Genomic DNA, 23,561 nt, shown 5'->3' with positions numbered 1-23,561 from the left:
ATTCGTTTCACTACCGGTCATCGTTTTCTTCTAGTAGCCACAGCAACAGAAACCTACCGCCGGACCGTGCGTTTACGACGCGTCGCCTTCTGCGTCGACGGCCGGCTGTTCGTCACTCTCGGCGTGACTCTCGCCCGGAGGGTTGTCGTCACCGGGGAAATAGCCCGAGGGACCGAAATACCGCGTCCAGAGGACGAGCATCGACGGCAACACGAAGACGCTCGCGAGGAACGCGTAGATAATCGTGAGGCCGGTGATGATGCCGAACTGCTGGAGAATCGGCAGAATTGCGACGGCGAGCGTCCCGAATCCGCCGACGGTCGTCGCGGCGCTGCCGAGCAACGCACCGCCGGTGCCGGTCACAGTTGTCTCCATCGCGTCCCACACGTCACCGCGCCTGCGGAGTTCGAGTTCGTACCGCGAGCTGATGTGGATGCTGTAGGCGATACCGAGACCGACGGTCAGTGAGGTAATCGTCCCGGTGAGCGTGTTAAACGGAATCTCCAGAAGCCACATCGAGCCGAGAATCCACGTTACCGCAAGCGCCACGGGAACGAGCGTCACGAATCCGAGCGATGCCGGATTGCCCGTCAGCCGGTAAGCAAGCGAGAGGAAGATGAAGACGGCGACGAGCGTAATCAACAACCCTTGGATAACCGTATCGAGCAGGTCTTGCTGGACCTTATCGAAGACAACCTGGTCACCTGCGGGCGTCGCCGTGAGGGTACCGCCACTCGCCGATTCGACGGTCGTCGCAACGTCTTTGTTGTCGTCAGCTATCTCGCCGATTCTGGCGTTACCGGTGACGCCGAACTGAAGCCGAATCGCCTGATACTCACCGTCAGCGTTGTAGACGAACTGTGACGCCTGCGGGTTCGCCGTGAGCAAGAGGTCGTACAGCCGTTCGACGTTGCCCTCGGGGACGCCGTCTTCACCGGCCGCCTGGTCGTAGGCCTGTGCGAACTCGGCCAGGGCAGTCTGCTGGTCGGTCCGCTCGGCGGCGGGAATAGCTGCGGCCTCTGTGCCGCGCGCGGCCGTTCGTTGCATCAACGAGAGCGGCGATGTGATGTCAGCCCCGTTCGGCCCCACAAAGACCGTATCGAGGCCGCCGGCCTGCTCACTGGCCTGTGCGAGCCATCGGAGGGTCTGCTCGTTCGTCACGTCGCCACGTATCAGTACCTCCGCCTCGTTGTCTTCTTGCTGGTAGTTCTCGCCGATGAACTCGAGGTCCTCGTTAATCTGGTAGGTGCCAGGGGCCATCGGACCGGGCAGATTCTGGGTCCACTCCGGCGGGCTGTCAGCGAGGAAATCGGTCTCGTCGAAGCTCGTATCGACCTGTGTCGCGCCGTAAGCGCCGGCAAGCGAGAGCAACAGTGCGAACACGACGACTGCGACCGGGAACCGGCGAGCCGCCGCAACGCCGCCACTCAGCACGCGGCCAAACGCGGACCCACCCGTGCCGAAGGCACGTTTCTGTCGGTCGATTCCACGGGCTTCGAGGAACCCGTCGAGTTCGATTTTGACTGCCGGCATCAGCGCGCCGAAGATGACGAGCGCGGCGACGACGCCGACAGAACTCACGATACCGAAGTCCTGTAGCGGTCCGATTGGGCTGGTCAGGTTCGCGAGGAAGCCGATTGCGGCGGTCACCGTCACCCACACTAGGGCCGCGCCGACACCGGCGAGCGCGAGCGACATCGAGCGTCGAATCCCGATATCGTCCTCGCCCGCTGCACGCTGCTCCCGGTAGCGCATGAACACGTGAATCGCGTAGTCAATCGAGAGTCCGATAAGGAGAACCGGGACGGATAACAGAAGCTGGTTGAACGAGATGTTCGCCCACCCCATGAAGCCAAACGTCCACACCAGCACACCGATAATCCCGACGACGCCGAGAATGATATCTAGCAGGTCGCGGTAGGCAACTGTCAGTGCGACGACGACGAACAACAGCGCCAGCGGACCGACGAGCGCCCCGCTGTCACCGAGAGACTGGCTAATTTCCTCGTTCAGGATGCCGAAGCCAAAGATAGAGTACTGCGTACTCCGGTCTTGGGCAATCTCTCTGATTTCGAGTTGTGCCTCCGTGAGGGGCTCGGGGAACGAGTTCGGGTTCTGGACCTCGACGTTGATAGCCTGCCTGACGAGAGTACTCCCGGCCTGGGAAGTCGTCGACCCAGGCTCGTAAGACGCCGGCATGAAGCTCAGATACCGCGGGTTTCCGTCCGGGCCGAACACGTCAGTGACGATAGCTTCGAGTTCTTCCTCCTCGAGTGCCTCTATCGCCGCGCGCTGCTCGGCAAGCGTCGGCCGTCCGTCGCCCCCGTCACCGTCGGACTGGTCTGCGCGCAACGCCGCAGTCGCGACGACGTTCGCGTAGCCAAAGACCGGCCGCTCCGCGGTGAACGTCCGACGAATCGTCTCCCTTTCCTGTATCTCTTGTTGGAACGACAGCGACTCCAGTATCGACTCCTTCGTGAGAACGTTGTCCCCACGCTGGATGACTTGGACGAGCGCTTCGTCGTTACCGTCGTCAGACGTGAAGTTCCCCTCGATGTAGGCCTGTGCGTCTGCCGCAGGAGAGTCACTCTCGAACTGCTCTGTGTCTGACTGCTGTTCTACCTGTCCCATCCCCGCGCCAATCGCGACAGTTAGCACGAAGACGACGAGGATGACTGTCTTGCTGTACGTCGTCAACGCGTCTGCAAGCCGCGTCGGAATGTTACTCATGCGCTACCCTCCGCCTCGCAAAATGGCGTCGCCTTGGCATCGCTTGAGTGTGTTACTTGCTCAACACGTAAAAGCCCACTATTTTCCCCGACTGCCGACCGAACAGCCGTCTTACCGTCCAGAGAGGGTTGAGATAGCTGGCCTGCGCGGAGGGATATCACGAACTGTCGCGCTGCAGTGTGTGGGTACGGTCGTCCAGAGGAGAGGCACAGGGGGATAAATTTCGAGCCGAGTGGTGTGTCGGTCCGAGGGTGGCCGGAGAGACTATTAGTCCGCCGAGAGACGTAGAAGGCATGTCAGTTATCGAGGTAGAGGAGGTCACAAAAGAATTCGGAGCGGTCCGTGCTCTCGACGCTGTCAGCTTCGAGGTCGGGCCGGGTGAAGTCTTCGGCTTTCTGGGGCCGAACGGTGCCGGAAAGACCACCACCATCAGGACGTTACTCGGATTGCTGACGCCGACAGCGGGGACCGCGGCAGTTCTCGGCGCAGATGTCGAAGACGAGCAGGCACTCGTGGATGCCAAAGCGCGTATCGGCTATCTGCCGGCGACGCTCGGGTTCGACCCGGGTGTGACCGGCGAAACGGTGCTCGACTACCACGAGTCAATAAAAGGCGGCGAACGGCGTGACAGGCTCTGTGAGATATTTACGCCGCCCCTCGAACGCCCGGTACGCGAGTATTCGAGCGGAAACGAGCGCATGCTGGGCATCATCCAGGCGTTCATGCACGACCCTGACCTCGTGATACTGGACGAGCCAACCTCGGGGCTCGACCCGCTCAAACAGGAGGAGTTCAACGAGTTCGTCCGCCAAGAGCGCGAGCGGGGAACGACGGTTTTCTTCTCTTCACACGTCCTGAGCGAAGTCAGACGTGTTTGTGACCGAGTCGGGATTCTCCGGGATGGCGAACTCGTCGCGCTCGAAGACGTAGAGACGCTCCTGCGTCGCGGCGGCAAGCGCGTCCGGGTACAGATGGACTCGGACCAGACCACTGCCCTGGCAGACCTCGACGGAGTCGTCGACGTTACACACCTGCCAGACGGTATTCAGTTCGTCTATACTGGCGAGTACGATAGACTGCTCGACGAACTCGCGTCCGCAGACATTCGCGATATAGACATCAGCGAGCCGCCGCTAGAGGACATCTTCCTCCATTACTACGGGTCAGGCGCGACCGGGGAGGGCGAGATGCATGCTTGAGACCGCCCGGTACGAGACGGCACGACGGCGGAGGGAAACAGCAGTGTTGACGGTCGCTATCTCGCTCTACAGTGCGTTTGTCGTCTGGTATTTTTCGGCACTCGACGGCGTCGAATACGAGGAACTCGTCAGCGAAGCACCGGCCGCGCTCAGAGACGCGTTCGGAATCGAGGCACTCTCGACAGTCGAAGGGTTCCTGAGCGCACAGATTTTCAACTTCGTGTGGCTGCTCGGACTGGGGCTGTATTTCGCGTACACGGGCGGCGGCCTGATTGCCGGCGATATCGAGAGCGAGCGGATGGAGTTGTTGCTCTCGTTTCCCCTCTCTCGGTCGCGGCTGCTGGTCGAGAAGTTCGCCTCGCTTTTGCTGCCGATTGTCGTGGTCAATGTCGTCACCGCGGGCGTACTCTACGCGCTCGTCACAGCTATCGGCGAATCCGTCGACGCGACTGACCTCTTTTTCGTCCATCTGTTCTCGGTGCCGTATCTGCTCGTCTGTGCGGCAATCGGCGTCGCGTTGTCGGTCGCTGTCGACCGGGCCGCAGTCGCCGAGCGGGCGGCTGTCGGCGTCGTGTTCGTCCTCTTTCTCGTCGAGTCGGTCGTCGGAACCAGTACCGACTTCGGGGTGCTCCGGTATCTGAGTCCGACGAACTACTACCAGCCGACCGAGATTCTCGTCGACGGGAGCTACGGAATCACGGGAAGCGGCGTGCTGTTAGGTGCGTTTCTGTGTTTGCTCGCCGTGTGTCTCGTCCTGTTCAGACAACGGGACATCTAGCCGGCCTCTCCAGAAGCCGCTGGTCGGTGCAGTGAGACCGCCCCCTATCGGTGCTCAGTCGTCGCTCGACACTGCTCGGCCAGACCCTTCGGAATAGACGCGCTTTGCCGGCGAGGGCGGGTCGTCGCGGACATCGGTTCCCCGACCGCTGTCAATGACCTCGGCGTAGGCGTCAGGAAGGACACGAACGAAGTCATCGAGCGCTGCCGTCCAGTCGTCGAGAACCGCCGCCGCGCGCTCGCTGTCGGTGTACTCGTGGTGATTCTCGACGAGACGCCGGAGCAGCGCCCGGTCGCCGTAATCGAGGGTCTTGTCGACGCTGACCATCTCGCCGTTGACTCGCTCTTCGAACTCGTCGTTGGGGTCGTAGACGTACGCGATACCGCCAGACATGCCGGCGGCGAAGTTGCGTCCCGTCTCGCCGAGAACGGCCACGACGCCGCCAGTCATGTACTCACAGCCGTGGTCGCCGACGCCCTCAACGACGGCCGTCACGCCGGAGTTGCGGACCGCAAAGCGTTCGCCGGCGACGCCGTTGACGTAGAGTTCGCCGTCGGTCGCGCCGTAGAGACAGACGTTGCCGGCGACGACGTTTTCGGCGGGGTCGTATCCGGCCGCATCCGGCGTGTCGATGACAATCCGGCCGCCGGAGAGCCCTTTCCCGACGTAGTCATTCGCGACGCCGTCGAGTTCGAGCGCCACGCCGGAAGCGAGGAAGGCACCGAAACTCTGGCCAGCAACGCCCTCGAACTGGCAGGTAATCGTCCCCTCGGGGAGACCGTCACCGCCGTGCTCGGAGACGACGCGGTTCGAGAGCATGGCACCGACTGCCCGGTCGCGGTTCGAAATCGCCGCCTCGATGGTGGTCGGTCGGCCGGTCTCGATTGCCCGCTGGGCAGCGTTGAGCAGGTCCCAGTCGAGCAGGTCGTCGATTTCCTCGTGGGCCTGTTCGCGGACCTTCCGGCGACTGTCACCGTCAGGTTCGGCAAGCAGTCCCGAGAGGTCGAGGTGCTGTGCAGTCTCGTGGTCCACGTCTCGCTGAGTGAGAAACTCTGGCCGGCCGACGAGGTCGTCGACGGTCCGGACGCCGAGGGCTGCCAGAATCTCTCGAAGTTCCCGCGCGATGAACGTCATGTAGTTGATGACGTGCTCGGGCTCGCCGGGGAACCGCTCGCGGAGGTCCTCCCGCTGGGTCGCAACACCGACAGGACAGGTGTTTTCGTGGCATTGGCGGGCCATCACACAGCCGGAGGTGACCAGCGAAGCCGTCCCGAAGACGTACTCCTCGGCACCGAGAGCGGCTGCCACCGCAACGTCCCGGCCCGTTTTGAGTCCACCATCGACGCTTATCCTGATTCTGTCCCGGAGTCCAGTCGCGGACAGCAGCTGGTTTGCCTCAGCAAGTCCGAGCTCCCAGGGGAGACCCGCGTTCTTTATCGAAGTCTTCGGGGAGGCACCGGTCCCGCCGGAGTGACCGGAGATGTGGACTACATCAGCGTTCGCCTTGGCGACACCGGCAGCAATCGTTCCGATGCCTGCCTCTGAGACCAGTTTGACGTTGACATCGGCGTCTGGATTTGCCGCCTTCAGGTCGAAGATGAGCTGTTTCAGGTCTTCAATCGAGTAGATGTCGTGCTGTGGCGGCGGCGAGATGAGTCCCACGCCGGGGGTGGAACACCGCACGTCAGCAATCATTTCGTTTACCTTCTCTCCGGGGAGATGACCGCCTTCACCGGGCTTTGACCCCTGGGCCATCTTTATCTGGAGTTCGTCTGCCGACGCCAGATACGCCGCCGTGACCCCGAACCGGCCGGACGCGACCTGTTTGACCGAGCACTCGCGTTCCGTCCCGAACCGTTCGGGTGGTTCGCCACCTTCACCGGTGTTGGATTTCCCACCCAACCGGCTCATAGCGACCGAGTTGTTCTCGTGAGCCTCTGGCGAGAGACTCCCCAGGCTCATCGCGGCCGTCGAGAACCGTTCGACGATAGATTCGACCGACTCGACTTCCTCGACCGGAATCGGCTCACGCGGCGAGTCAAAGGCGAGCAGTCCGCGAAGCGTCTCTGCGTCTTCACCAGTGGCGTTGGCTCTGGCTGTAAACTCACCGTACGTCTCGTAGTCATCGTGACGTACTGCTTGCTGGAGGGTCCCGACTGTCTTCGGATTCCAGCCGTGGCGCAGCCCGGACGACCGGTTCTCGTACTCGCCGATAGTCTCTAATTCCGGGTCACCACCGAACGCCATCGTGTGGCGCGCATGGATTCGGTCCTCAAGTATATCCAGCCCGATTCCCTCGGTTCGTATCTCGGTGCCAGTGAAGTACTCCTCGACGAGTGTGGAGTCGAGTCCGACAGCCTCGAAAATCTGTGCCCCCTGGTAGGACTCGACGGTCGAGATACCCATCTTCGCCATCGTCTTCAAGAGCCCGTCTTCGAGTGCGTGTCTGTACGCGGCGAGAGCGTCCTCTTCGTCGGCACCGTCGGGGCCAGCCACCGTATCGACGATAGAATCGTATGCGAGATACGGGTAGACGGCACCGGCGCCGTACCCGACGACCGCCGCGAGATGGTGGACCTCGTGAACGTCGCCCGCCTCGACAACGAGGCCGGCGCGGCTCCTGAGTCCCTGCCTGACGAGATGGTGGTGGACCGCACCCGTCGCCAGCAGACTCGGAATCGGACGCCACTCTCGGCCGACCTGGCGATTCGAGAGGACGACGACATCGGCCCCCTGGTCGATAGCGGCCGCGGCCTCGTCCCGGAGCCGTTCGAGTGCCGATTCCAGCGACGTGTCAGCGCCGAACGTCGCGTCGAGGACAACAGAGGAGTGGGCCGTTGTGGCGTCGAGCCCTCTCAGTGTGCGTGCCTGCTCGTCCGTGATGACCGGCGAGTCGGCGACGATTTGCCTGGCGTGTGCGGGCGTCTCGGCGAGGAGGTTGCGCTGTGGCCCGAGCCGACTCTCCAGTGACGTGACCAGTTCCTCGCGGATGTAATCAATCGGCGGATTCGATACCTGCGCAAACAGCTGTTTGAAGTACGAAAACAGCGGCCGCTCCACCTCGGCGAGGACCGACAGCGGCGTATCGTCACCCATCGACCCGACCGGGTCTGTACCGTCTTCGGCCATCGGCTGTAGGAGGTGATTCAGCGAGTCCGTGGTATAGCCAAAGGCCGCCTGGAAGGCACGGATTGGCGCGTCGGTGTCCCGGTGTGAGTTTGGCGAGGGGTCAGTGCTGTCCCCATCGACAGCGTCACACTCGTTTACGAGCGTCTTCAGGGACTGTTGTTCTGTCTCGACCCACTGGCCGTACTGCTCGTCGGTTAGCTCGTCAAAGACGGCATCGTCAGAGACGATTTGACCGCTCTCGATGTCCGCAACGAACAACTCTCCCGGTTGGAGACGGTTGCGGCTCTCGACCTGTGCGGGCTTGGTCGGGAGTGCGCCTGCCTCGCTTCCCAAGAGCAGTCGGTTGTCAGCCGTGACCTCGTACCGGCACGGACGGAGACCGTTCCGGTCCAAGACTGCCGCCACCTGGTCGCCGTCGAACCCGATGACGAGCGCCGGACCGTCCCACGGTTCGAGGAGTGACGCGTGGTAGTCGTAGAACGCCCGTCTGGCCTCGTCCATGCGCTCGTCCTCGCGGAAGGCCTCTGGAACGAGCATCCGGAGAGCGTGGGGTAGCTCTCGCCCGCCCTGGACGAGGAGTTCGAGTGCGTTGTCGACGCTCGCGGTGTCAGATTGCCCCGGGTCGTCGATAATCGGCGTGACTGTCTCGATGTCCGCGCCGAATCCGGCGTGAGCCAGGTCGTTCTCCCTTGCACGCATCCAGTTGATGTTGCCCTGTATCGTGTTGAATTCCCCGTTGTGGACGATGTTCCGAAACGGGTGTGCGAGGTGCCACCGCCCCAGTGTGTTCGTCGAGAACCGGGCGTGGACGAGCGCGACGTGGCTCTGGAACCGTGGGTCGCGGAGGTCCGGAAAGTAATCCGCAAGCTGGGACCCCTTCAGCAGTCCCTTGTAGACCACCCGACGCCGGTCCAGCGAGAGGATATAGAACGGGTCGTCGCAGTCCGGCCGTCCCGTGCGGTTCTCGATTGCACGGCGGGCGACATACAGCGCCCGGTCGAACCCACGACACGCCCGGTCAGTTTCGCTGCTGTCGGCGAACCGTTCGGCGAGGTCAGCATGCTCGGACGGTGCAACGAACACCTGTACGACAGCCGGTTCCGACTCCAGTGCGGTCTTCCCGAGTCCGTCGTTGTTGGTCGGCACTGAGCGCCAACACAGGACATCGAGACCGTACTCGTCGAGGGCGTCGGTCACGATGCCTTCGAGTTCTGCCTGCCGCTGGTCGTCGGTCGGCATGAAGATAGTCCCGACGGCGAACTCCTCGGGTAGGTTCACGTCGAGCACTGCCCGGAAGAACTCGTCTGGTCGGCCGACCATAAGCCCGGCCCCGTTCCCGGTGTCTGGCTCTGCACCGGTAGTACCGCGGTGTTCGAGATTTTCGAGAAGGGTTATCGCGTCAGTAACAGTCTCGTGAGACGGGTCGCAATCGAGGTCGACGATACAGCCGACACCGCAGTTCGAGCGTTCGTCATCCGGCGAGGCAAGCCCCGCCTGTTGTCTGTCGCCAGCCCCGTGTTTACCCGGCCTGTCCTGTGGGGTAGTCATGGTAAAGCATGACAACTTACCCGTTATACGCTTAACCCTGATACTCTGTGGCGGTACCCAATACACATTAAGAAATATAAGGCGATTGTCTCGACGCACCTGGCCGTCAGCGGCGGGCCAGGACCTAAGAAAGCGGGTACGGGGAACTCGCAGGCCAACCCTCAGATGGCAGCAGGTCCACGAGTGCCCGACTGAATCGCCACAGCGTCGTCTATCTGCGTGATGAATATCTTCCCGTCGCCGGGTTCACCGGTCGAGGCGGCCGTCTGAATCGCGTCGACAACATCTTCAGTCGGGGTATCGGCGACGACACACTCGATTTTCACCTTCTGGTGGAGGTCGATGACGTACTCTTCGCCGCGCCACTGGCCCGTCATCGCCTCCTGTGAGCCACGGCCCGAGACGTTCGTCACCGTGAGCGATGGCGCATCGGCCTCGGCGAGGGCGTGTTTCACGTCACCGAGTCTGTCCGGCCGGATAACGGCGGTCACCATCTCGATGCCGGACCCGCCGTCGGTTCGGAGGTCGTAGGCCGTCACGCCGCCGTCGGTGGCGACGCCACTGTCGGTCGAGATATTGGTCTGCCCGAACTCCGGATACGTCTCGACACCGTGTTCGGAGATGTCCAGTCCGTCGCGCTCGTGTTCCGGGTTGACCCGTGCCTGGCCGACGGCTCTGAATGCCCCCCACACCGCTCCGGTCGCCCCGACAGTCCAGACCGTGATGAGTGTGACACCAGCCACCTGAACCAGAAACGCCTCTGGAATCGAGTCGACGACACCCGGCGCAGCGACGAACGGGAACAACAGCGTCCCGAGCACTCCTGCACTACCGTGGACTGGGAATACCGCACAGACATCGTCGATTTTGAGACGGTTCTCGACGAACTCGAAGACGAGCGGAAGCTGTGCGCCAGCGAGCAGACCCACGACGAGTGCGCCCCACCAGGCGGCCTTGTTCGGAATCGCGGTGATACCGACGAGTCCGGCGAGCAGGCCGTTGGCGACATACAGCGTGTCTACCTTGCCGTTTCGCAGCAGTGCAACTCCGCCGGCACCGACCGCGCCCATTGCCATCGACAGCGTCGTCGTCATAGCGACGCGCCCGAGTTCGTTGCCAAGGTAGGTGCCGTTGTCCATCACAGCCGCGGTCCCGACGTTGAAGCCATACCAGCCGAAGGCGAGGATGAGCGTTCCGAGGACCGCAAACGTCATCGAATGGCCGGGAAGGACGTTGACACGCCCGTTCTCGTCGTATTTGTCCATACGTGGTCCCAGCATCCAGGCCGCAGTCAGTCCGGCGATACCGCCGACACCATGGACAATCATCCCGCCGGCGAAGTCCTGGAACCCGGTACCAGCGACCTCGCCGAAGTACTCTCCGGCCCACGTGACTCCAGTCACGACGGGGTAGATGACTGCGGCCAGCAGGAACGTGTAAGCGACGTACGCTCGAAGCTTCGCCCGGCCCGCGACCGCCCCAGAGACGATAGTCGCGGCAGTCATCGCGAACACCGCGCCGTAGAGCCAGTCGATATACCCCTCGCCGGCGTCTATCGTGTCGACGAAGCCGTTTGCATCGTAGGGTACGGCGAACCCATCACCGGCAACGACCCCCTCGATGCCGACACCGAGCAGGAAGAATACTGTGACCCCAACGCTCCAGGTCAACAGGTTCTTCGTCAGCTGGTTAGCGACGTTTTTCGACCGAACCTGCCCCGCTTCCAACATCGCGAACCCAGCGTGCATGAAGAAGATGAGAAACGACACGAGGAGAATCCACATGTCGTTTATCGCCGTCTCGAAGACGGCCCCGCTCACCTGCAAGACAGATGCCTCGTACATCTGTCAGCGACCCCCCGGTGGCGTCGAAACAGCGTGATTGACCCTCGATGCGGTTCGATTGTGTGTGATTATCAACCTAGTCACGGCCGATATTCCGGAAGTGCCTCACATAAAATTATGCATCACAATTTCAAGATATGCATTATATAATACAACAAACAGACAATATATGGCACAATATCAACAATATAAGGCTATTTATCGTCCAATTTGACGACGTATTAGCAACTATTTTTTGACAGTCGTCGACCGAACTGAGAGCTGATGCGGGCTGTGACGTGTTTTTCTGTTACTCGCACTGATACTTTCGTTGGTTTTCTCGGGCACTAATAGCCGCCCAGTCGGGACAGGGAACTACCCGAGGACAGCAGGGACGTTCGTTAGGTAGTGGACACAGAAACAGACCCAACGTAATTAGGCAGCAATAATAGTCAACACAACGCCCTGTCTTGTTTTATGGCTAATGCCGTAGTTGAACGCTTCAGCGTCGGACAAAAAATCGGGGCACTTCTCTTTGCGATGTTACTCGTTGCCGGAATAAGCGTCGGAGCTGTCTACTACTTCGAATCACAGACGGCAACGCTCGATAACTCGATTGACACGGCAGGAGAACAGCGCATGTTGACCGAGCGGATGCTCGCCCTCTCTAACGAGATTGCTGCTGGCGACGCAGACGAACAGACGTACGACCGACTAGAGCAGTCACTCGAAGGGTACGAAGCGAACTTACAGAGGCTCCGAAACGGAGGAACAGTAGACGGCGAGCAACTCGACCCGGCACCCACAGAGGCGACCGACGAACTGGCGACACAGCGGGAGACGTGGGACCAGTACAGTCAGTACGTCGAGACGCTGCTGAGGACACAGCCACAGAATCCACAGTATCAGGAGGCAGTCTCTTATATCGCGTCGAACAACGACGAGTTACTCACACTGTCTGACGATGTCGTCACCGCGTACGTGGAACACCCCAACAGCGACCAATTCAGTGACGAGATAAACGTGGCTGGTCGCCAGCGGATGCTGAGCCAGCGCATCACACAGAAGACGCTGTTCGTCGCGAACAACGAACAGCCGGGCGAGACGACGCCAGCGGTAGCTGCGGCAAAAGAGGACCTCGCGGCGCTGGTCGATGAGTTCGGCAGCGCGCTGGACGCGATGGCAGACGGCGGAACGCACAGGGGTGTCGAACTCCAGGCGGCGCCCGAGTCGGTGCAGACCGAGATTGCGGAGGTCCGAGAGGTGTGGGACCCGTTCAGCTCTGAGGCGGTGACCGTCTCGTCGTCGGTCAAGTTCAACCAGAAGTTCGTCGACGGCATCGACCAAATTCGCGGAGAGTCAGAGAAGCTGTTCGCCGCCAGTGCTGCGACAGTAGAGGCCTTCGGGACGGCTTCTGAGAACCAGACGGCGTTCATGCAGAATCTGCTTATCGGACTGTTCGCGCTCAACACCGTGATTTTCGTCGGCGGGTTGGTCGTCGCTCGCCGACTCATCGGCAAGCCGATAGCCGAACTCACCGACGTCGCCGACACGATTGCATCTGGCTCGCTGGATATCGAGTTCACCGGCAGAATGCAGGATATCGACGGCGACGGAACCGACGCGCGAGACGAAGTCGTCCGGCTCGCCCACGCCACGAGAGAGATGGAGGCCTATCTGACGACCGTCGCCCAGCAGGCACAGGCACTCGCGGATCAAGAGTTCGACGACCCAGTGCTCGACGAGGACGTTCCCGGCGAGTTCGGACAGGCTCTCTCGACGATGCGCCGAGACATCGAAACTCTGGTAACAGACATCGAGCAGGCGAAAGCCGACGCCGAGCAGTCACAGGAGGAGGCAGAAGCACTCGCGACTGCTCTCGAACAGAAGGCCATCGAGTTCAGTGATGCGATGGAGCGTGCCGCAGACGGTGACCTCACCCAGCGTCTGGCGCGCGAGGGCGACGCCGAGGCGATGGCAGAGATTGCCGATGCGTTCAACGAGATGATAGCGGACATCGAGACGACGATGAGCGAGATTCAGTCGTTCGCGACGGAGGTCGCCACCGAAACAGAACAGGCCAGTGCCAGCGCAGACGAGGTCAAACAAACGAGCGAGAGCGTCAGCGAATCGATACAGCAGATAGCCACCGGCGCACAGCAGCAACGCGAGAAACTCGACCAGGTGTCCGGTGAGATGAACAACCTCTCTGCGGCCATCGAGGAGGCCGCCTCGTCGGCACAGACGGTCGCCGAGTTATCTGACGAGACTGCGACGGTCGCCAAACACGGCGAGGAGACGGCCGAACAGGCAATCGACGAAATCGAAACAATCCAGACCAAAATGGAGTCGGCCGTCACGAACGTCGAGGAACTGGACACGCGAATGGCCGAAATCGGCGAAATTGTCGACGTCATCGGCGACATCGCCGAGCAGACGAACATGCTCGCACTGAACGCCAATATCGAGGCCGCGCGCGCCGGGGAAGCAGGCGGTTCGGACGGCTTCGCCGTCGTCGCAGACGAGGTCAAGCAACTGGCCGAGGAGACACAGCACTCGGCCGGAGACATCGCACAGCTCATCGACGAGGTACAGGCCCAAACCGAGACGACCGTCCGAGAGATACGGGAAACACAACAGCAGGTCGACGAGGCGACTGCGGCCGCAGACGACGCGGTCGAGGCCTTTGCAACGGTCACCGAAAACGTCAACGAGACGAACGCGGGCGTACAGGAAATCAGTCGAGCGATGGACGCCCAGGCGACGAGCGCCGAAGAAGCGGTGTCGATGGCAGACGACGTGGCAGATATCAGTCAGACGACAGCCGACGAGTCGGCAAACGTCTCGGCAGCGGCAGAAGAGCAGGCCTCGTCGATGACCCAAATCACCGCAAACGTCGAGTCACTGGCCGAACAGGCCGAACAGCTCCAGTCGCTGCTCGACACGTTCGAAACAGACTCGCATACGGCCACGAGCCTCGGAACCGAGACAACCGCCTCGGCGGCGACAACCGACGGCGGCCAGCAGATGTAACGACGCGACGGGAGAGGGTCACTCCGCAAACTCAGCGTAGTGTCGAACCAACCCACACTCCGGACACATCACCGTCTCAAGGTCTTTCGTCTCACTCACGCCGAGCTTGCCGAGCAGCCCGGTCCGTTTTTCGCCGGTCCGAATGTGTGGATTCCAGGCGTCGCCCATACTGAACTCGACGGTCTCCATCGTGACACCACAGTCGGGACAGCGATGTTCCATATCCGCGAGATGACACAGCAGCCGAAAAAAGCTGTCGCGACGCCGCAGGTCACGACGCGTCCCGGGCCGTTGCGACGAGTGCCTGACCGTATGCGATTCCGCCGTCGCCGGGCGGGACCCGTTCCGGGCCGACGAAAGCGATACCCGCGTCGGAGACGGTCTGTCGGAGCACCGCGTAAATTGCTTCGTTGTAGGCCACACCGCCCGTGAATCCGACGGCCGTAATCCCGTTGTCGCGGGCGTAGTCGGCCGCAATCGTCCCGAGTCCCCGGGCGAGTGCGTCCTGTGCGGTCGCGGCCACGTCGGCGGTCGACTCACGCTTTCTGAGGGCGGCGAGACGCGAGACCAACGTCGCAGTATCGAGTACGCGGCGACCGTCGTCAGTCGTAAATGGCAGTTCGATGTCGCGGACAGCGCCCTCGCTCGCGTGTGCTTCGAGACGGAGGGCAGGCTCTCCCTGGTAGTCTCGCCTGCTACAGACGCCCAGCAGTGCGCTGATGGCATCGAGATACCGGCCGGCGCTGGTCGTCGCCGGCGCGTTCGTTCCGGTTTCGGCCTGCCGTCGGACGACCGCCGCCTCCGCAGCTGTCTCGACTGCCCCGGTCTCGACCAGGCGGTCATCGACGGCGTCGTCATCGTCGAGGAGTCCGGCAAGAATCCGGGCGGGATGTCGGACCGCTTTTTCCCCACCTGGCAGCGAGAACGGGGCCAGGCCGCCGACGCGGTCGGCAGTCTCGTATCGCGTATCGAGGACTTCGCCGCCCCAGATTGTGCCGTCCCGGCCGTAGCCCGTTCCGTCGGCGGTCACGATGACGGCACGCTCAATCTCGTGTTCGCCACAGAGCGCCGCCGCGTGGGCGTGGTGATGGTCGACCTGTACGGGCCCAACGAGCCCGTCCCGGGCGTGGCGGCGCGCTTCGGCGGTCGTGATGTACTCCGGATGCCGGTCACAGGCGACCAGTGCGGGGCTGATGCCCGCGAGGTCGGTCAGCCGGTCGATGGTCTCCCGGTGGAACGCAGTCCCGGCCGGGCCGTCAACCCCGCCGATATGCTGGGAGAGGACGACGCCGCCGCCGTCGGCGAGCGCGATAGTCACGTCCCGCGAGCCGCCAACCGCGAGGACCGCCGGCGACGTGTCGTCACCGGGTGGATTCGGGAGCCTCGCGGGTGTCCAGCCTCGGGAGCGACGCAGGAAGTGAGGCGCTCCATCGACGACCCGGACGACGCTGTCGTCACACCGCGCGACGATTTCTCTGTCGTGTAAGAGCGCGCCGTCGATGACCTCCCCGAGCGTCTCCCAGAGGGCTGTCGCGGCCGTGACCATCGGCTCGCCCGGCCGATTCGCGCTTGTCATCACGAGTGGTCCCTCCACTCGGTCGAACAGCAGGTGATGCAGGCCAGCGTATGGCAACATCACCCCCACGGTGTGTAATCCCGGTGCGACGGCCGCTAACCAGGGCATGTCTCCCTCGGCTTCGAGGAGCGTAATCGGCCGACGCAGGTCAGTCAGCGTCTCTCGCTCGCCCTCTCCGACGGCCGCAAACGATTCGACCGCCGACACGTCCGGGACCATCAGCGCGAAGGGTTTGGTTGGGCGGCCCGTCCGCTGACGAAGTCGCTGGACCGTCGCGACCGCAGTGGCATCACAGACCAGATGTGTGCCGCCGGTGCCTTTGACAGCGAGTATCTCTCCGTCGGCGAGCGCCTGTGTGGCGCTGTCGAGCGGCGTGTCGGTATCCACTCCGCCGTCGGTCTCGTAGCGCAGTTCTGGCCCACAGGCCGGACAGGCGACAGTCTGTGCGTGATAGCGGCGGTCACTCGGGGTCTCGTAGCTGTCTCGACAGTCCGGACACATCTGGAACTCGTCCATCGATGTGCTGGCGCGGTCGTAGGGAACGTCCCGGACGACAGTGTACCGCGGCCCGCAGTCGACACAGCTCGTCGCCCAGTAGCCGTGATAGCGCGACGTCGGGTCCCGAACGTCAGCCAGACAGCGCTCACAGATGCCGGTGTCCGGCGGGACAGAGACGCCGCCGTCTCCGGCTTCGTCCGCCCCTGAGTCCCGAATCTCGAAGGCCTCGACGCCGGCCGGTCGCTCCCAGGACACGTCGACCGCTCTGACACGGGACAGCGGCGGAGCCTCGGAGCGAATCGTCTCGATGACGTCCTCGACGGCGTCCCGGTCGCCCTCGAATGCAGCATCGATGTAACCGCCCGCGTTGCGGACGTATCCACCGACCCCGGCTGCGGTCGCCGTCCGGTAGACAAACGGGCGGAATCCGACACCCTGGACGACGCCGTCGACCCGCACCGAGGCACGGACGCGTTCGCTCATCGTCAGTGAGTGTGAGCGTGGGGAGTATCTGGGAGGGACGACGACAGCGCGTCGATACCGACACCATCGCGTGCGTTAGTCTCGAAGACCGGCATCTCCGGAGCGATTTCGTCGATATCGTCGCGCATGCTGTCGGTATCAGCCCCGACGGCGTCGGCGATGTCCGCTTTGTTCACGACGGCGGCGTCACAGGCCTGAAAGAGCAGCGGGTGTTTGCGGACCACGTCGTCGCCTTCGGTCGTACTCACCACCAGCACGCGTGCCTGTGCACCCAGCGGGAAATCGGCCGGACAGACCATGTTTCCGACGTTTTCGACGTAGAGCCGGTCGAGGGAATCGAGGTCGAACTCAGCCACCGCGTCGGCGACAAGCGAGCCGTCGAGGTGACACTCCTTGCCCGTGTTGACGTTGACGACCTCGACGCCGTGGGCTTCGAGGCGGCTGGCGTCGTCGTCACCGGCCACGTCGCCGACGATTGCGCCGATTGTCTCCTCCGGTGGCGCGCGCTCGACGAGGCGCTCGACGAGTGTGGTCTTCCCGCTGCCGGTGCTGCCGAGAAACTCCACACAGGAGACGTCGTGGTCGTGGACGACCTCCTCGTGGACGTTCCTGGCCTGCTTTCGGAACTGTTCGAGAACGTCGTCCTCGTCGGCTGCCCCGTCGTCGTGGCTGTGGCCAAAGCGGTGCAGCGAGAGCGGTCCCAGCAGGTCGGTCACGAGTCGGTCCATCGAGCGTTCGAGTCGGTGTGTGTGCATATGCATAGTTAGGTTGTGTCGTCTGTCTCTGGAACGGAGATGCGGGCGAGTCGACACTCGGTACCGGCGGTGAGTTCGAGCCGCGAGTCACACTCCGGACACCGGAGGTCTGGAACCGCCATCGGGAGGTCCTGAATCTCTGCCGGCCGGCCCGACCAGCCACAGTCACAGACCCCCTCCGGCGAGACGCTGGTCACGGCGATATCGGCCTCGGCCGCAGGCGTCTCGGCGGCGACGGTCTCGACACAGAAGGTCAACTGGTCGGGGTTGAGGTGTGTCGCCTCGCCGATTTCCAGTTCGAGTCGGTCGATTCGCTCGGCACCGTGGTCGGCGGCGGCATCGACGGCCTGTTCAACGAGCGACCGGGCAATCGAGAGTTCGTGCACGGTCAGAGCACCTCCGTCCGGTCTGGCGGGACAGTGTGAATGAGCATTCTCAGCAGATTCGCGGAACGGCTTCCTTGCTCGGTTCGCGCATGTAGCGGTTACCGATGCCGGTGTCGAGTACGACCCGACCGTGATGGTCGTCGATGGCTTTGCCGATTGCGGCGGCGTTCTCGCCTTTCGGATGGTCACGGAGCGCCGCGAGCACCGGCTCGGCCGCGGTCGGTTCGACGCCGAGAATCGCCACGCCCTCGTTCGCTATTTGATAGGGGTCGAGGCCGAGCAACTCGCCGGCACCGGTCACGTCGCCGGTCACCGGCACCCGCTCGTCGGTGACCTCGATGCCCACCTCGCTCTTTCTGGCCATCTCGTTGAGCGCGCCGGCCAGCCCCGTCCGGGTCGGGTCTTTCATCGCCGTCACGGCCTCGCCGCCGACCTCCAGGACGGCCGCGAGCAGGTCGTTCACCGGCTGTACGTCCGATTCGAGGTCGGCCTCGAAGTCGATACCCTCCCGTTCGGCGAGCAGTGCGATGCCGTGTTCGCCGATTGTGTCGGTGACGATGATGACATCCTGCGGTGAGAGATCCGAGTCCGGGGTGACGTGTTCGGCGACGCCGACGCCGGCGGTGTTGATGGTGATGCCGTCGAGCTCGCCGTTGCCCATCACCTTCGTATCCCCGGAGACGACCGGGGCGTCTGCCTCGCGACAGGCCTCGGCCATCGAGTCGGCAATGCGTTCGAGCTTCTCGCGAGGGTAGTTCGCCTCGACGACCACGCCGCTCGTGAGGCCGCGAACCTCGGTCGCGCCCATGACCGCCAGGTCGTTGACGGTCCCGGAGACCGCGAGCCGGCCGATGTCACCGCCCGGGAAAAACGGGGGTTGGACGACGTGGGTATCCGTCGTCACCACGAGCTTCTTGTCGCCGACCGGGAGGACCGCCCCGTCGTCGAAGTCGGCCAGTCCGACCAGCGCGTCGCCGGCGTCCTCGAAGCCGGCCGTGAGCGTCTCCGAGACCAAATCGCGCGTCGCCTGTCCGCCGGTCCCGTGAGTGAGGGTAATGCGCTCTTCCTCGTCGGATGCTGTGTCGTTCATAGCTCGGGTCGCCCCCCGTACTCCTGCCATATCTTGCAGGTGCCCTCGCTACTGACCATACACGCGCCCACCGGCTCGGCAGGCGTACACTCCTCGCCGAACAGCGGGCAGTCCGTCGGGTCGGCGGTCCCGGCCATGATGTCCCCACAGATACACTCTTGTAGGTGTTGGGAGGCCGAGGCCTCCCGGAGCGCCGAGGGGTCGATGTCGAACCGCTCGCGGGCGTCGTGGGCGGCGTACTCCTCGCGGAGTTCGAGGTTCGCATCGGGAATGTGTGCGATGCCGCGCCACTCGCCGTCGACGGCCTCGAACACGTCCCAGAGCTGTTCCTTGGCGACGCGGTTGCCCGCCTCGGTGACACATCGGGGATATGCGTTCTCGACGGTTTCCTCGCCGTCGCGGATGTGTTCGAGGAGCTTGACCAGTCCGGCGAGAATGTCCAGCGGTTCGAAGCCGCCGACGACCACGGGCAGGCCGTGGCGGTCGACGATGTCGTCGAAGATACCGTGACCCGTGATGATTGCGGCGTTACCGGCCGCGAGGTAGCCGTCGATTTCGGTGTCTGGCATCTCGGCGACGATGTCCATCGCCGGCGGAATGTACTTGTGTGCCGACAGAATCGAGAAGTTCTCGGGCGGGTCGGCCTTGATTGCGGCGGCCGTCGGCGCGGCGGTCGTCTCGAATCCCGTCGCAAAGAAGACGACCTCGCGGTCGAGGTCCTCGGCGAGTTCGACGGCGTCCTGTGCGCCGTAGACGACCCGAACGTCGGCCCCCTCCGAGCGGGCGTCGTCGAGTGATTTTGCCGTGCCCGACACCTTCAGCATGTCGCCGTAGGTCGCCACTGTCACGCCGTCTTCGGCCAGCGCGACCGCCTCGTCTACCTCGGGCATGTTCGTCACACAGACCGGACAGCCCGGCCCCATCACGAGGCGCACGCTGTCGGGGAGCAGGCTCCGCAGGCCGAATTTCGCAATCGACTGCTCGTGGCTGCCACAGACGTGCATCACCGTCGCCGGCGGGTCCGGCAGGTCGTCCCCGATTTCGGCAATCTTGTCCGCCAGCGCCTCCGCCTTCTCTGGGTCCCGGAACTGGAGTTCGTCGTCACCGTCACCGCCGGGAATCGAGCCGGTCGGACCGGCGCGTGTCGGGTCGCCCTCAGACATCGATACCCAACTCCTCTAGCAGGTCGTCGTCGTCTCCTTCCTCCTGTGCTCCGGCCGCGGGAGCGCCGCTGTTCGCTTCGAGTTCCTCCATCACGTCGTCGGTCAGCATGTCCTCGGGGTCGGCATCGAGCATCGTCTCGAACAGCTCCATGGTCTGCTCGACTTCGGATTCGGGAATCTTTCTGATTGCGTAGCCGACGTGGTTGAGGATGTAGTCGCCTTCCTCGACGGCGTCGCCGACGATATCGAGTCGGACACGGCGCTCGACGCCCCAGAAGTCGGCGACCGCCTCGTGGCCGTCGATTTCCTGAATCTCGCCGGGGACACCGAGACACATCAGACACCACCCCCGTCGCCGTCGTCAATTTGTGAGCCAATCATCTCGGGGTCGCCCGCCAGGAGTCGGTCCGGCCGGAACCGGCCTTTGACGTGGTGGCCCTCGCTCTCGTGTTCGTCGATTGCTTCCTGCTCGATGCGTTCGCCACAGTCAGTGCAGTACCAGTGTCCGTTCATCAGTCCTGAGCCTCCTCGGTAAGTCGCTGTTCGATGCGCGATACAAGCTCCGGTAGTGCCGCCGACACGGGGTCAGACAGCTCCAGTGCGGGGTCGAGTTCGGCGGGGACGACACCGAGCAGCCGGACCCGCTCGGGCACGTCGTAGGCAACGTCGCCGACGGCGAGGGCGTCGGTAAAACTGTAGTCGTGCATCGTCACCTCCGGAGCGTCGACCTCGGGGCGGTCGAGTCGGAACTCCCGTATCGTCCCCGGCGGCTCGTCGAGTGCGAGTGCGTCGACCACCAGTGCCCGGTCGGCACCGCTCATCGCCTCCAGAGCGAGAAACGCCGTCGTCCCGGCGTGGGTCAGACTCGTCCCGTCGGGCAGCGACCGGTCCTCCAGGGCCTCGATAGCGTGGTAGCCGACGCCGTCGTCGCCCATCACCATGCTGCCGACGCCGACGACCGCCTGGGTCCGCTCCTCGCCGGCGGGCCGGCCGGCCGCGTCGCTACTCGTCGTCATCGTCCTCCCTGACGACGTAGGCGTCGATGTCCCCGAACACCATCGACTTCAACGCCGCGTGGTTGCTCGGCAAGACCGCGAAGTAGACGTGTCCGAGCACCATCGCGAGGACGATAAACGCCACGAGCAGGTGAAGCTGCAGGAGGTGTTCGAAGGCCAGCCACGGCGAGAGGAAGCCGAGAACCTCGACCCACCAGACAGGGTCCCCGAGCATCTCGGCGTACATGCTGAAGCCGGTCACCGCGAGCACGCCGAAGAAAATCGACACCCACCAGAAGAACGTCTTCTGCATCGGGTGGTAGGCCACCCAATCGCCCTCCTTTTCGTCGTAGGTCTCGCGGGCGCGGTGATAGCCGGGAATGTACGATTTCAGGCCGACGAAGGCCTGGGCGACCCGGACGGTCACCCGCACGTCGTCGGGCTCGGCGAGCTGACGGTGGCCGTCGACGAAGACGTGATAGAGGGGAAAGAGCACGAACAAGACGGCCATCAACAGCGTCCCGGCCCACATGTGCAGCCCAAAGGAGATGAAGTAGCCGTCCCACGGCGCGACGTTCAGGGGACCGTAGTTCTTCGTCCAGATGGCGTATCCCGTCCCCAGCAACACGAACATCAGAAACGCCTGCGTCCAGTGGGTGATGCGTGCGCCGAGGCTGTGGCGCTCGACGGTCTCGCGCTCCTCGACCTCTCGGAGGCGCTCGAAGCGGTCGTCGAGCCCTTCGGAGGGGTGCCGGAGTGCGACGGCGAACTCGCGAAGACGCTCTCGGAGGCCGGTGTCCGAGTCGGTGCTCACTGTTCGTCCACCTCCTGACCGGCGTACGGTCTGTCACCCCCGGTCGCGACGCCTGCCGGCGACGCGGGCGTGACTTCCTCGGAGTAGGTGCCTGCGGGACTCTCGACGTGGACCGAACAGGCCAGACACGGGTCGAACGAGCGGACGGTTCGCATCACGTTGATGGGGTTCTCGTAGTCCTCGACGGCCATCCCCTCGACGGACTGCTCGAAGATGCTCGGCGTGCCGTTCTCGTCGCGGGGGCCGAGGTTCCACAGCGTCGGTGTGATAATCTGGTAGTTGGTGATGGTCCCGTCCTCGATTTTCACCCAGTGTGAGAGTGCGCCCCGGGAGGCCTCCCAGAGGCCGACCCCCTCGCCGCTGAAGTCGTCGGTCCAGCCGCGGTTGACCGTCGAATCCGGCTCGATGTCGTCGAGCACGTCGAGAATCTGGTCCCGCAAGAGCACCGACTCCTGGGCGCGAGCAATCAGGCGGTTTAGCGTACTGCTTTTGGTCGGGTCCCCGCCGAGAGTGGCCCGCAAATCGAAGGGGTCTCGCTCGGTGACGATGAGGCGGGCCAGCGACCCCGTCTCCATGTTCATCCCGTCGTATCGCGGGGCCTTCCCCCAGGAGTACGCGTCTTCCTTCTCGGGGTCGGGTTTCGGCGGCGACTCCTCCATCGGGTGGCCGCCGGAGTCGTCGGTGTACCACGACCGGGCAGTGCTCTCGTGTATCGCCGACGTGATGTCGTCTTTCTCGGGGTGTGTGAGTTCGCCGTCGACGTAGATGCCGGCCGGAATCTCGCGTCCACCGTCGCCGTCGGGGTAGATACCGTTACAGTAGTACCGACCGGGGCCGACGCCGAAGTCGTCAGCACCGGCCTCCTTGGCGGCGAACAGAAGCGAGACGATGTCGTGGAGTCCTTCGCCGAGGTCGGCGTCGAACTCGCCGTTGCGGACGTTCTCGATAATCTCCGGGATGGCGTCAGTCGGGCCGAGCCAGTCGCTGACGAACTCGACCTGGTCGCGGATGTTCTGGAGTTTGCCCGCGGTCGGCGTCGCGGACATCCCGCCGGGCGCGTAGGTGAGCGGGTGGGGTGCTTTCCCGCCGAACTCGGCAAACCCCTGGAGCAGTTCGCGCTGTGCTTCCAGCGCGCGCTTGTATCCCTCGCCTTCCATGGGGTCGAGGCGGTCCAGTCCGGTCCCGGCCACGGCGTCGCTGTAGTCCGGGCCGACCAGCGCGAACATGTGGACCGCGTGGTTCCACAGTGTCGCGATTCGTTCGAGGAGGTTGCGCATCTGGCGGGCGGTTTCGGGAACGCCGCCGAAGACGCCCGCACGTTTTGCGGCATTCTCGATAGCGAGCAGCGAACTCATCCGGTGGACGGTGAAACAGACACCACAGACCCGCTGGGTGAACACCGGGGCGTCCGACGGCGGGCGGTCCAGGACGACCATCTCCATCCCCCGAAACATGTCTATGTGGCTTTTGGCCTCGGTGACGTGGCCGTCCTCTACCTGTAGTGTCGTGCTATGATGGCCTTCGATTCGTGTCGTCGGGTCGATTTCGATTTCTGGCATCG

The 23,561-nt window shown here is 63.4% G+C and carries 17 protein-coding genes; 3 read left to right on the top strand and 14 right to left on the bottom strand.

Features of this window, described 5'->3' with window-relative positions:
- Nucleotides 1-72: 72 nt before the first annotated feature.
- Nucleotides 73-2,730 (bottom strand): efflux RND transporter permease subunit, encoded by a 2,658-nt coding sequence (locus BLR34_RS07935; RefSeq protein ID WP_092701725.1) that lies wholly within the window; start codon nucleotides 2,728-2,730, stop codon nucleotides 73-75.
- A 293-nt stretch (nucleotides 2,731-3,023) separates the two neighbouring features.
- Here BLR34_RS07935 and BLR34_RS07930 point away from each other — a divergent pair, with 293 nt between their 5' ends.
- Both BLR34_RS07930 and BLR34_RS07925 read left to right on the top strand, forming a co-directional pair.
- Entirely contained in the window at nucleotides 3,024-3,929 is a 906-nt protein-coding gene (locus BLR34_RS07930; RefSeq protein WP_092701722.1) for an ABC transporter ATP-binding protein, read from the top strand.
- Nucleotides 3,922-4,707 (top strand): ABC transporter permease subunit, encoded by a 786-nt coding sequence (locus BLR34_RS07925; RefSeq protein WP_092701719.1) that lies wholly within the window; start codon nucleotides 3,922-3,924, stop codon nucleotides 4,705-4,707. The genes BLR34_RS07930 and BLR34_RS07925 overlap by 8 nt, the downstream gene beginning before the upstream one ends.
- A gap of 54 nt (nucleotides 4,708-4,761) precedes the next feature.
- Here BLR34_RS07925 and gltB read toward each other — a convergent pair whose 3' ends face one another.
- Nucleotides 4,762-9,384 (bottom strand): glutamate synthase large subunit, encoded by a 4,623-nt coding sequence (gltB, locus tag BLR34_RS07920; protein ID WP_092701716.1) that lies wholly within the window; start codon nucleotides 9,382-9,384, stop codon nucleotides 4,762-4,764.
- Between the two features lie 161 nt (nucleotides 9,385-9,545).
- On the bottom strand, nucleotides 9,546-11,228 hold the full coding sequence (locus tag BLR34_RS07915) for an ammonium transporter (protein WP_092701713.1): 1,683 nt from the start codon (nucleotides 11,226-11,228) through the stop codon (nucleotides 9,546-9,548).
- Nucleotides 11,229-11,684: 456 nt separating this feature from the next.
- On the opposite strand from BLR34_RS07915, the gene BLR34_RS07910 reads away from it, so the two are divergent.
- Complete coding sequence (locus BLR34_RS07910) at nucleotides 11,685-14,240, top strand: methyl-accepting chemotaxis protein (protein WP_092701710.1); 2,556 nt, start codon at nucleotides 11,685-11,687, stop codon at nucleotides 14,238-14,240.
- An 18-nt stretch (nucleotides 14,241-14,258) separates the two neighbouring features.
- Here the strand turns inward: BLR34_RS07910 and BLR34_RS07905 are convergent, their stop codons facing one another.
- Genes BLR34_RS07905 through BLR34_RS07860 form a run of 11 tightly spaced genes read right to left on the bottom strand, consistent with a single transcriptional unit; the run spans nucleotide 14,259 to nucleotide 23,559 of the window.
- Nucleotides 14,259-14,462 carry a hypothetical protein gene (locus BLR34_RS07905; protein ID WP_092701707.1) on the bottom strand — a complete coding sequence of 68 codons (204 nt, stop codon included), beginning with the start codon at nucleotides 14,460-14,462 and terminating at the stop codon, nucleotides 14,259-14,261.
- Nucleotides 14,463-14,511: 49 nt separating this feature from the next.
- Nucleotides 14,512-16,797 (bottom strand): carbamoyltransferase HypF, encoded by a 2,286-nt coding sequence (gene hypF, locus BLR34_RS07900; RefSeq protein WP_092701704.1) that lies wholly within the window; start codon nucleotides 16,795-16,797, stop codon nucleotides 14,512-14,514.
- A 2-nt stretch (nucleotides 16,798-16,799) separates the two neighbouring features.
- A complete protein-coding gene (gene hypB, locus BLR34_RS07895) occupies nucleotides 16,800-17,558 on the bottom strand; it encodes a hydrogenase nickel incorporation protein HypB (protein ID WP_092701701.1) in 759 nt (252 codons plus the stop codon).
- Nucleotides 17,559-17,560: 2 nt separating this feature from the next.
- Entirely contained in the window at nucleotides 17,561-17,938 is a 378-nt protein-coding gene (locus BLR34_RS07890) for a hydrogenase maturation nickel metallochaperone HypA/HybF (protein WP_176765268.1), read from the bottom strand.
- A 49-nt stretch (nucleotides 17,939-17,987) separates the two neighbouring features.
- Entirely contained in the window at nucleotides 17,988-19,028 is a 1,041-nt protein-coding gene (gene hypE / locus BLR34_RS07885) for a hydrogenase expression/formation protein HypE (RefSeq protein ID WP_092701695.1), read from the bottom strand.
- Nucleotides 19,025-20,191: a hydrogenase formation protein HypD gene (hypD, locus tag BLR34_RS07880; RefSeq protein WP_092701692.1), complete on the bottom strand. Its 1,167-nt coding sequence runs from the start codon at nucleotides 20,189-20,191 to the stop codon at nucleotides 19,025-19,027. The genes hypE and hypD overlap by 4 nt, the downstream gene beginning before the upstream one ends.
- A complete protein-coding gene (locus BLR34_RS07875) occupies nucleotides 20,184-20,528 on the bottom strand; it encodes a HypC/HybG/HupF family hydrogenase formation chaperone (protein ID WP_092701689.1) in 345 nt (114 codons plus the stop codon). Before BLR34_RS07875 ends, hypD begins: the two co-directional genes overlap by 8 nt.
- Nucleotides 20,528-20,704, bottom strand: coding sequence for a hypothetical protein (locus BLR34_RS16920; protein ID WP_176765267.1), 177 nt, complete (start codon nucleotides 20,702-20,704; stop codon nucleotides 20,528-20,530). Before BLR34_RS16920 ends, BLR34_RS07875 begins: the two co-directional genes overlap by 1 nt.
- Nucleotides 20,704-21,207, bottom strand: a complete 504-nt coding sequence (locus tag BLR34_RS07870; RefSeq protein WP_092701686.1) for a hydrogenase maturation protease — start codon at nucleotides 21,205-21,207, stop codon at nucleotides 20,704-20,706. Before BLR34_RS07870 ends, BLR34_RS16920 begins: the two co-directional genes overlap by 1 nt.
- On the bottom strand, nucleotides 21,194-22,000 hold the full coding sequence (locus BLR34_RS07865; RefSeq protein WP_092701683.1) for a cytochrome b/b6 domain-containing protein: 807 nt from the start codon (nucleotides 21,998-22,000) through the stop codon (nucleotides 21,194-21,196). Before BLR34_RS07865 ends, BLR34_RS07870 begins: the two co-directional genes overlap by 14 nt.
- Nucleotides 21,997-23,559: a nickel-dependent hydrogenase large subunit gene (locus BLR34_RS07860; protein WP_092701681.1), complete on the bottom strand. Its 1,563-nt coding sequence runs from the start codon at nucleotides 23,557-23,559 to the stop codon at nucleotides 21,997-21,999. The genes BLR34_RS07865 and BLR34_RS07860 overlap by 4 nt, the downstream gene beginning before the upstream one ends.
- Nucleotides 23,560-23,561: the final 2 nt, after the last annotated feature.

Origin of the sequence: Halovenus aranensis, from assembly GCF_900100385.1 — an archaeon.
GTDB lineage: Archaea > Halobacteriota > Halobacteria > Halobacteriales > Haloarculaceae > Halovenus > Halovenus aranensis.
The sequence above is the reverse complement of the archived record's forward strand: the minus strand, read 5'-3'. Positions and strand labels throughout refer to the sequence as shown.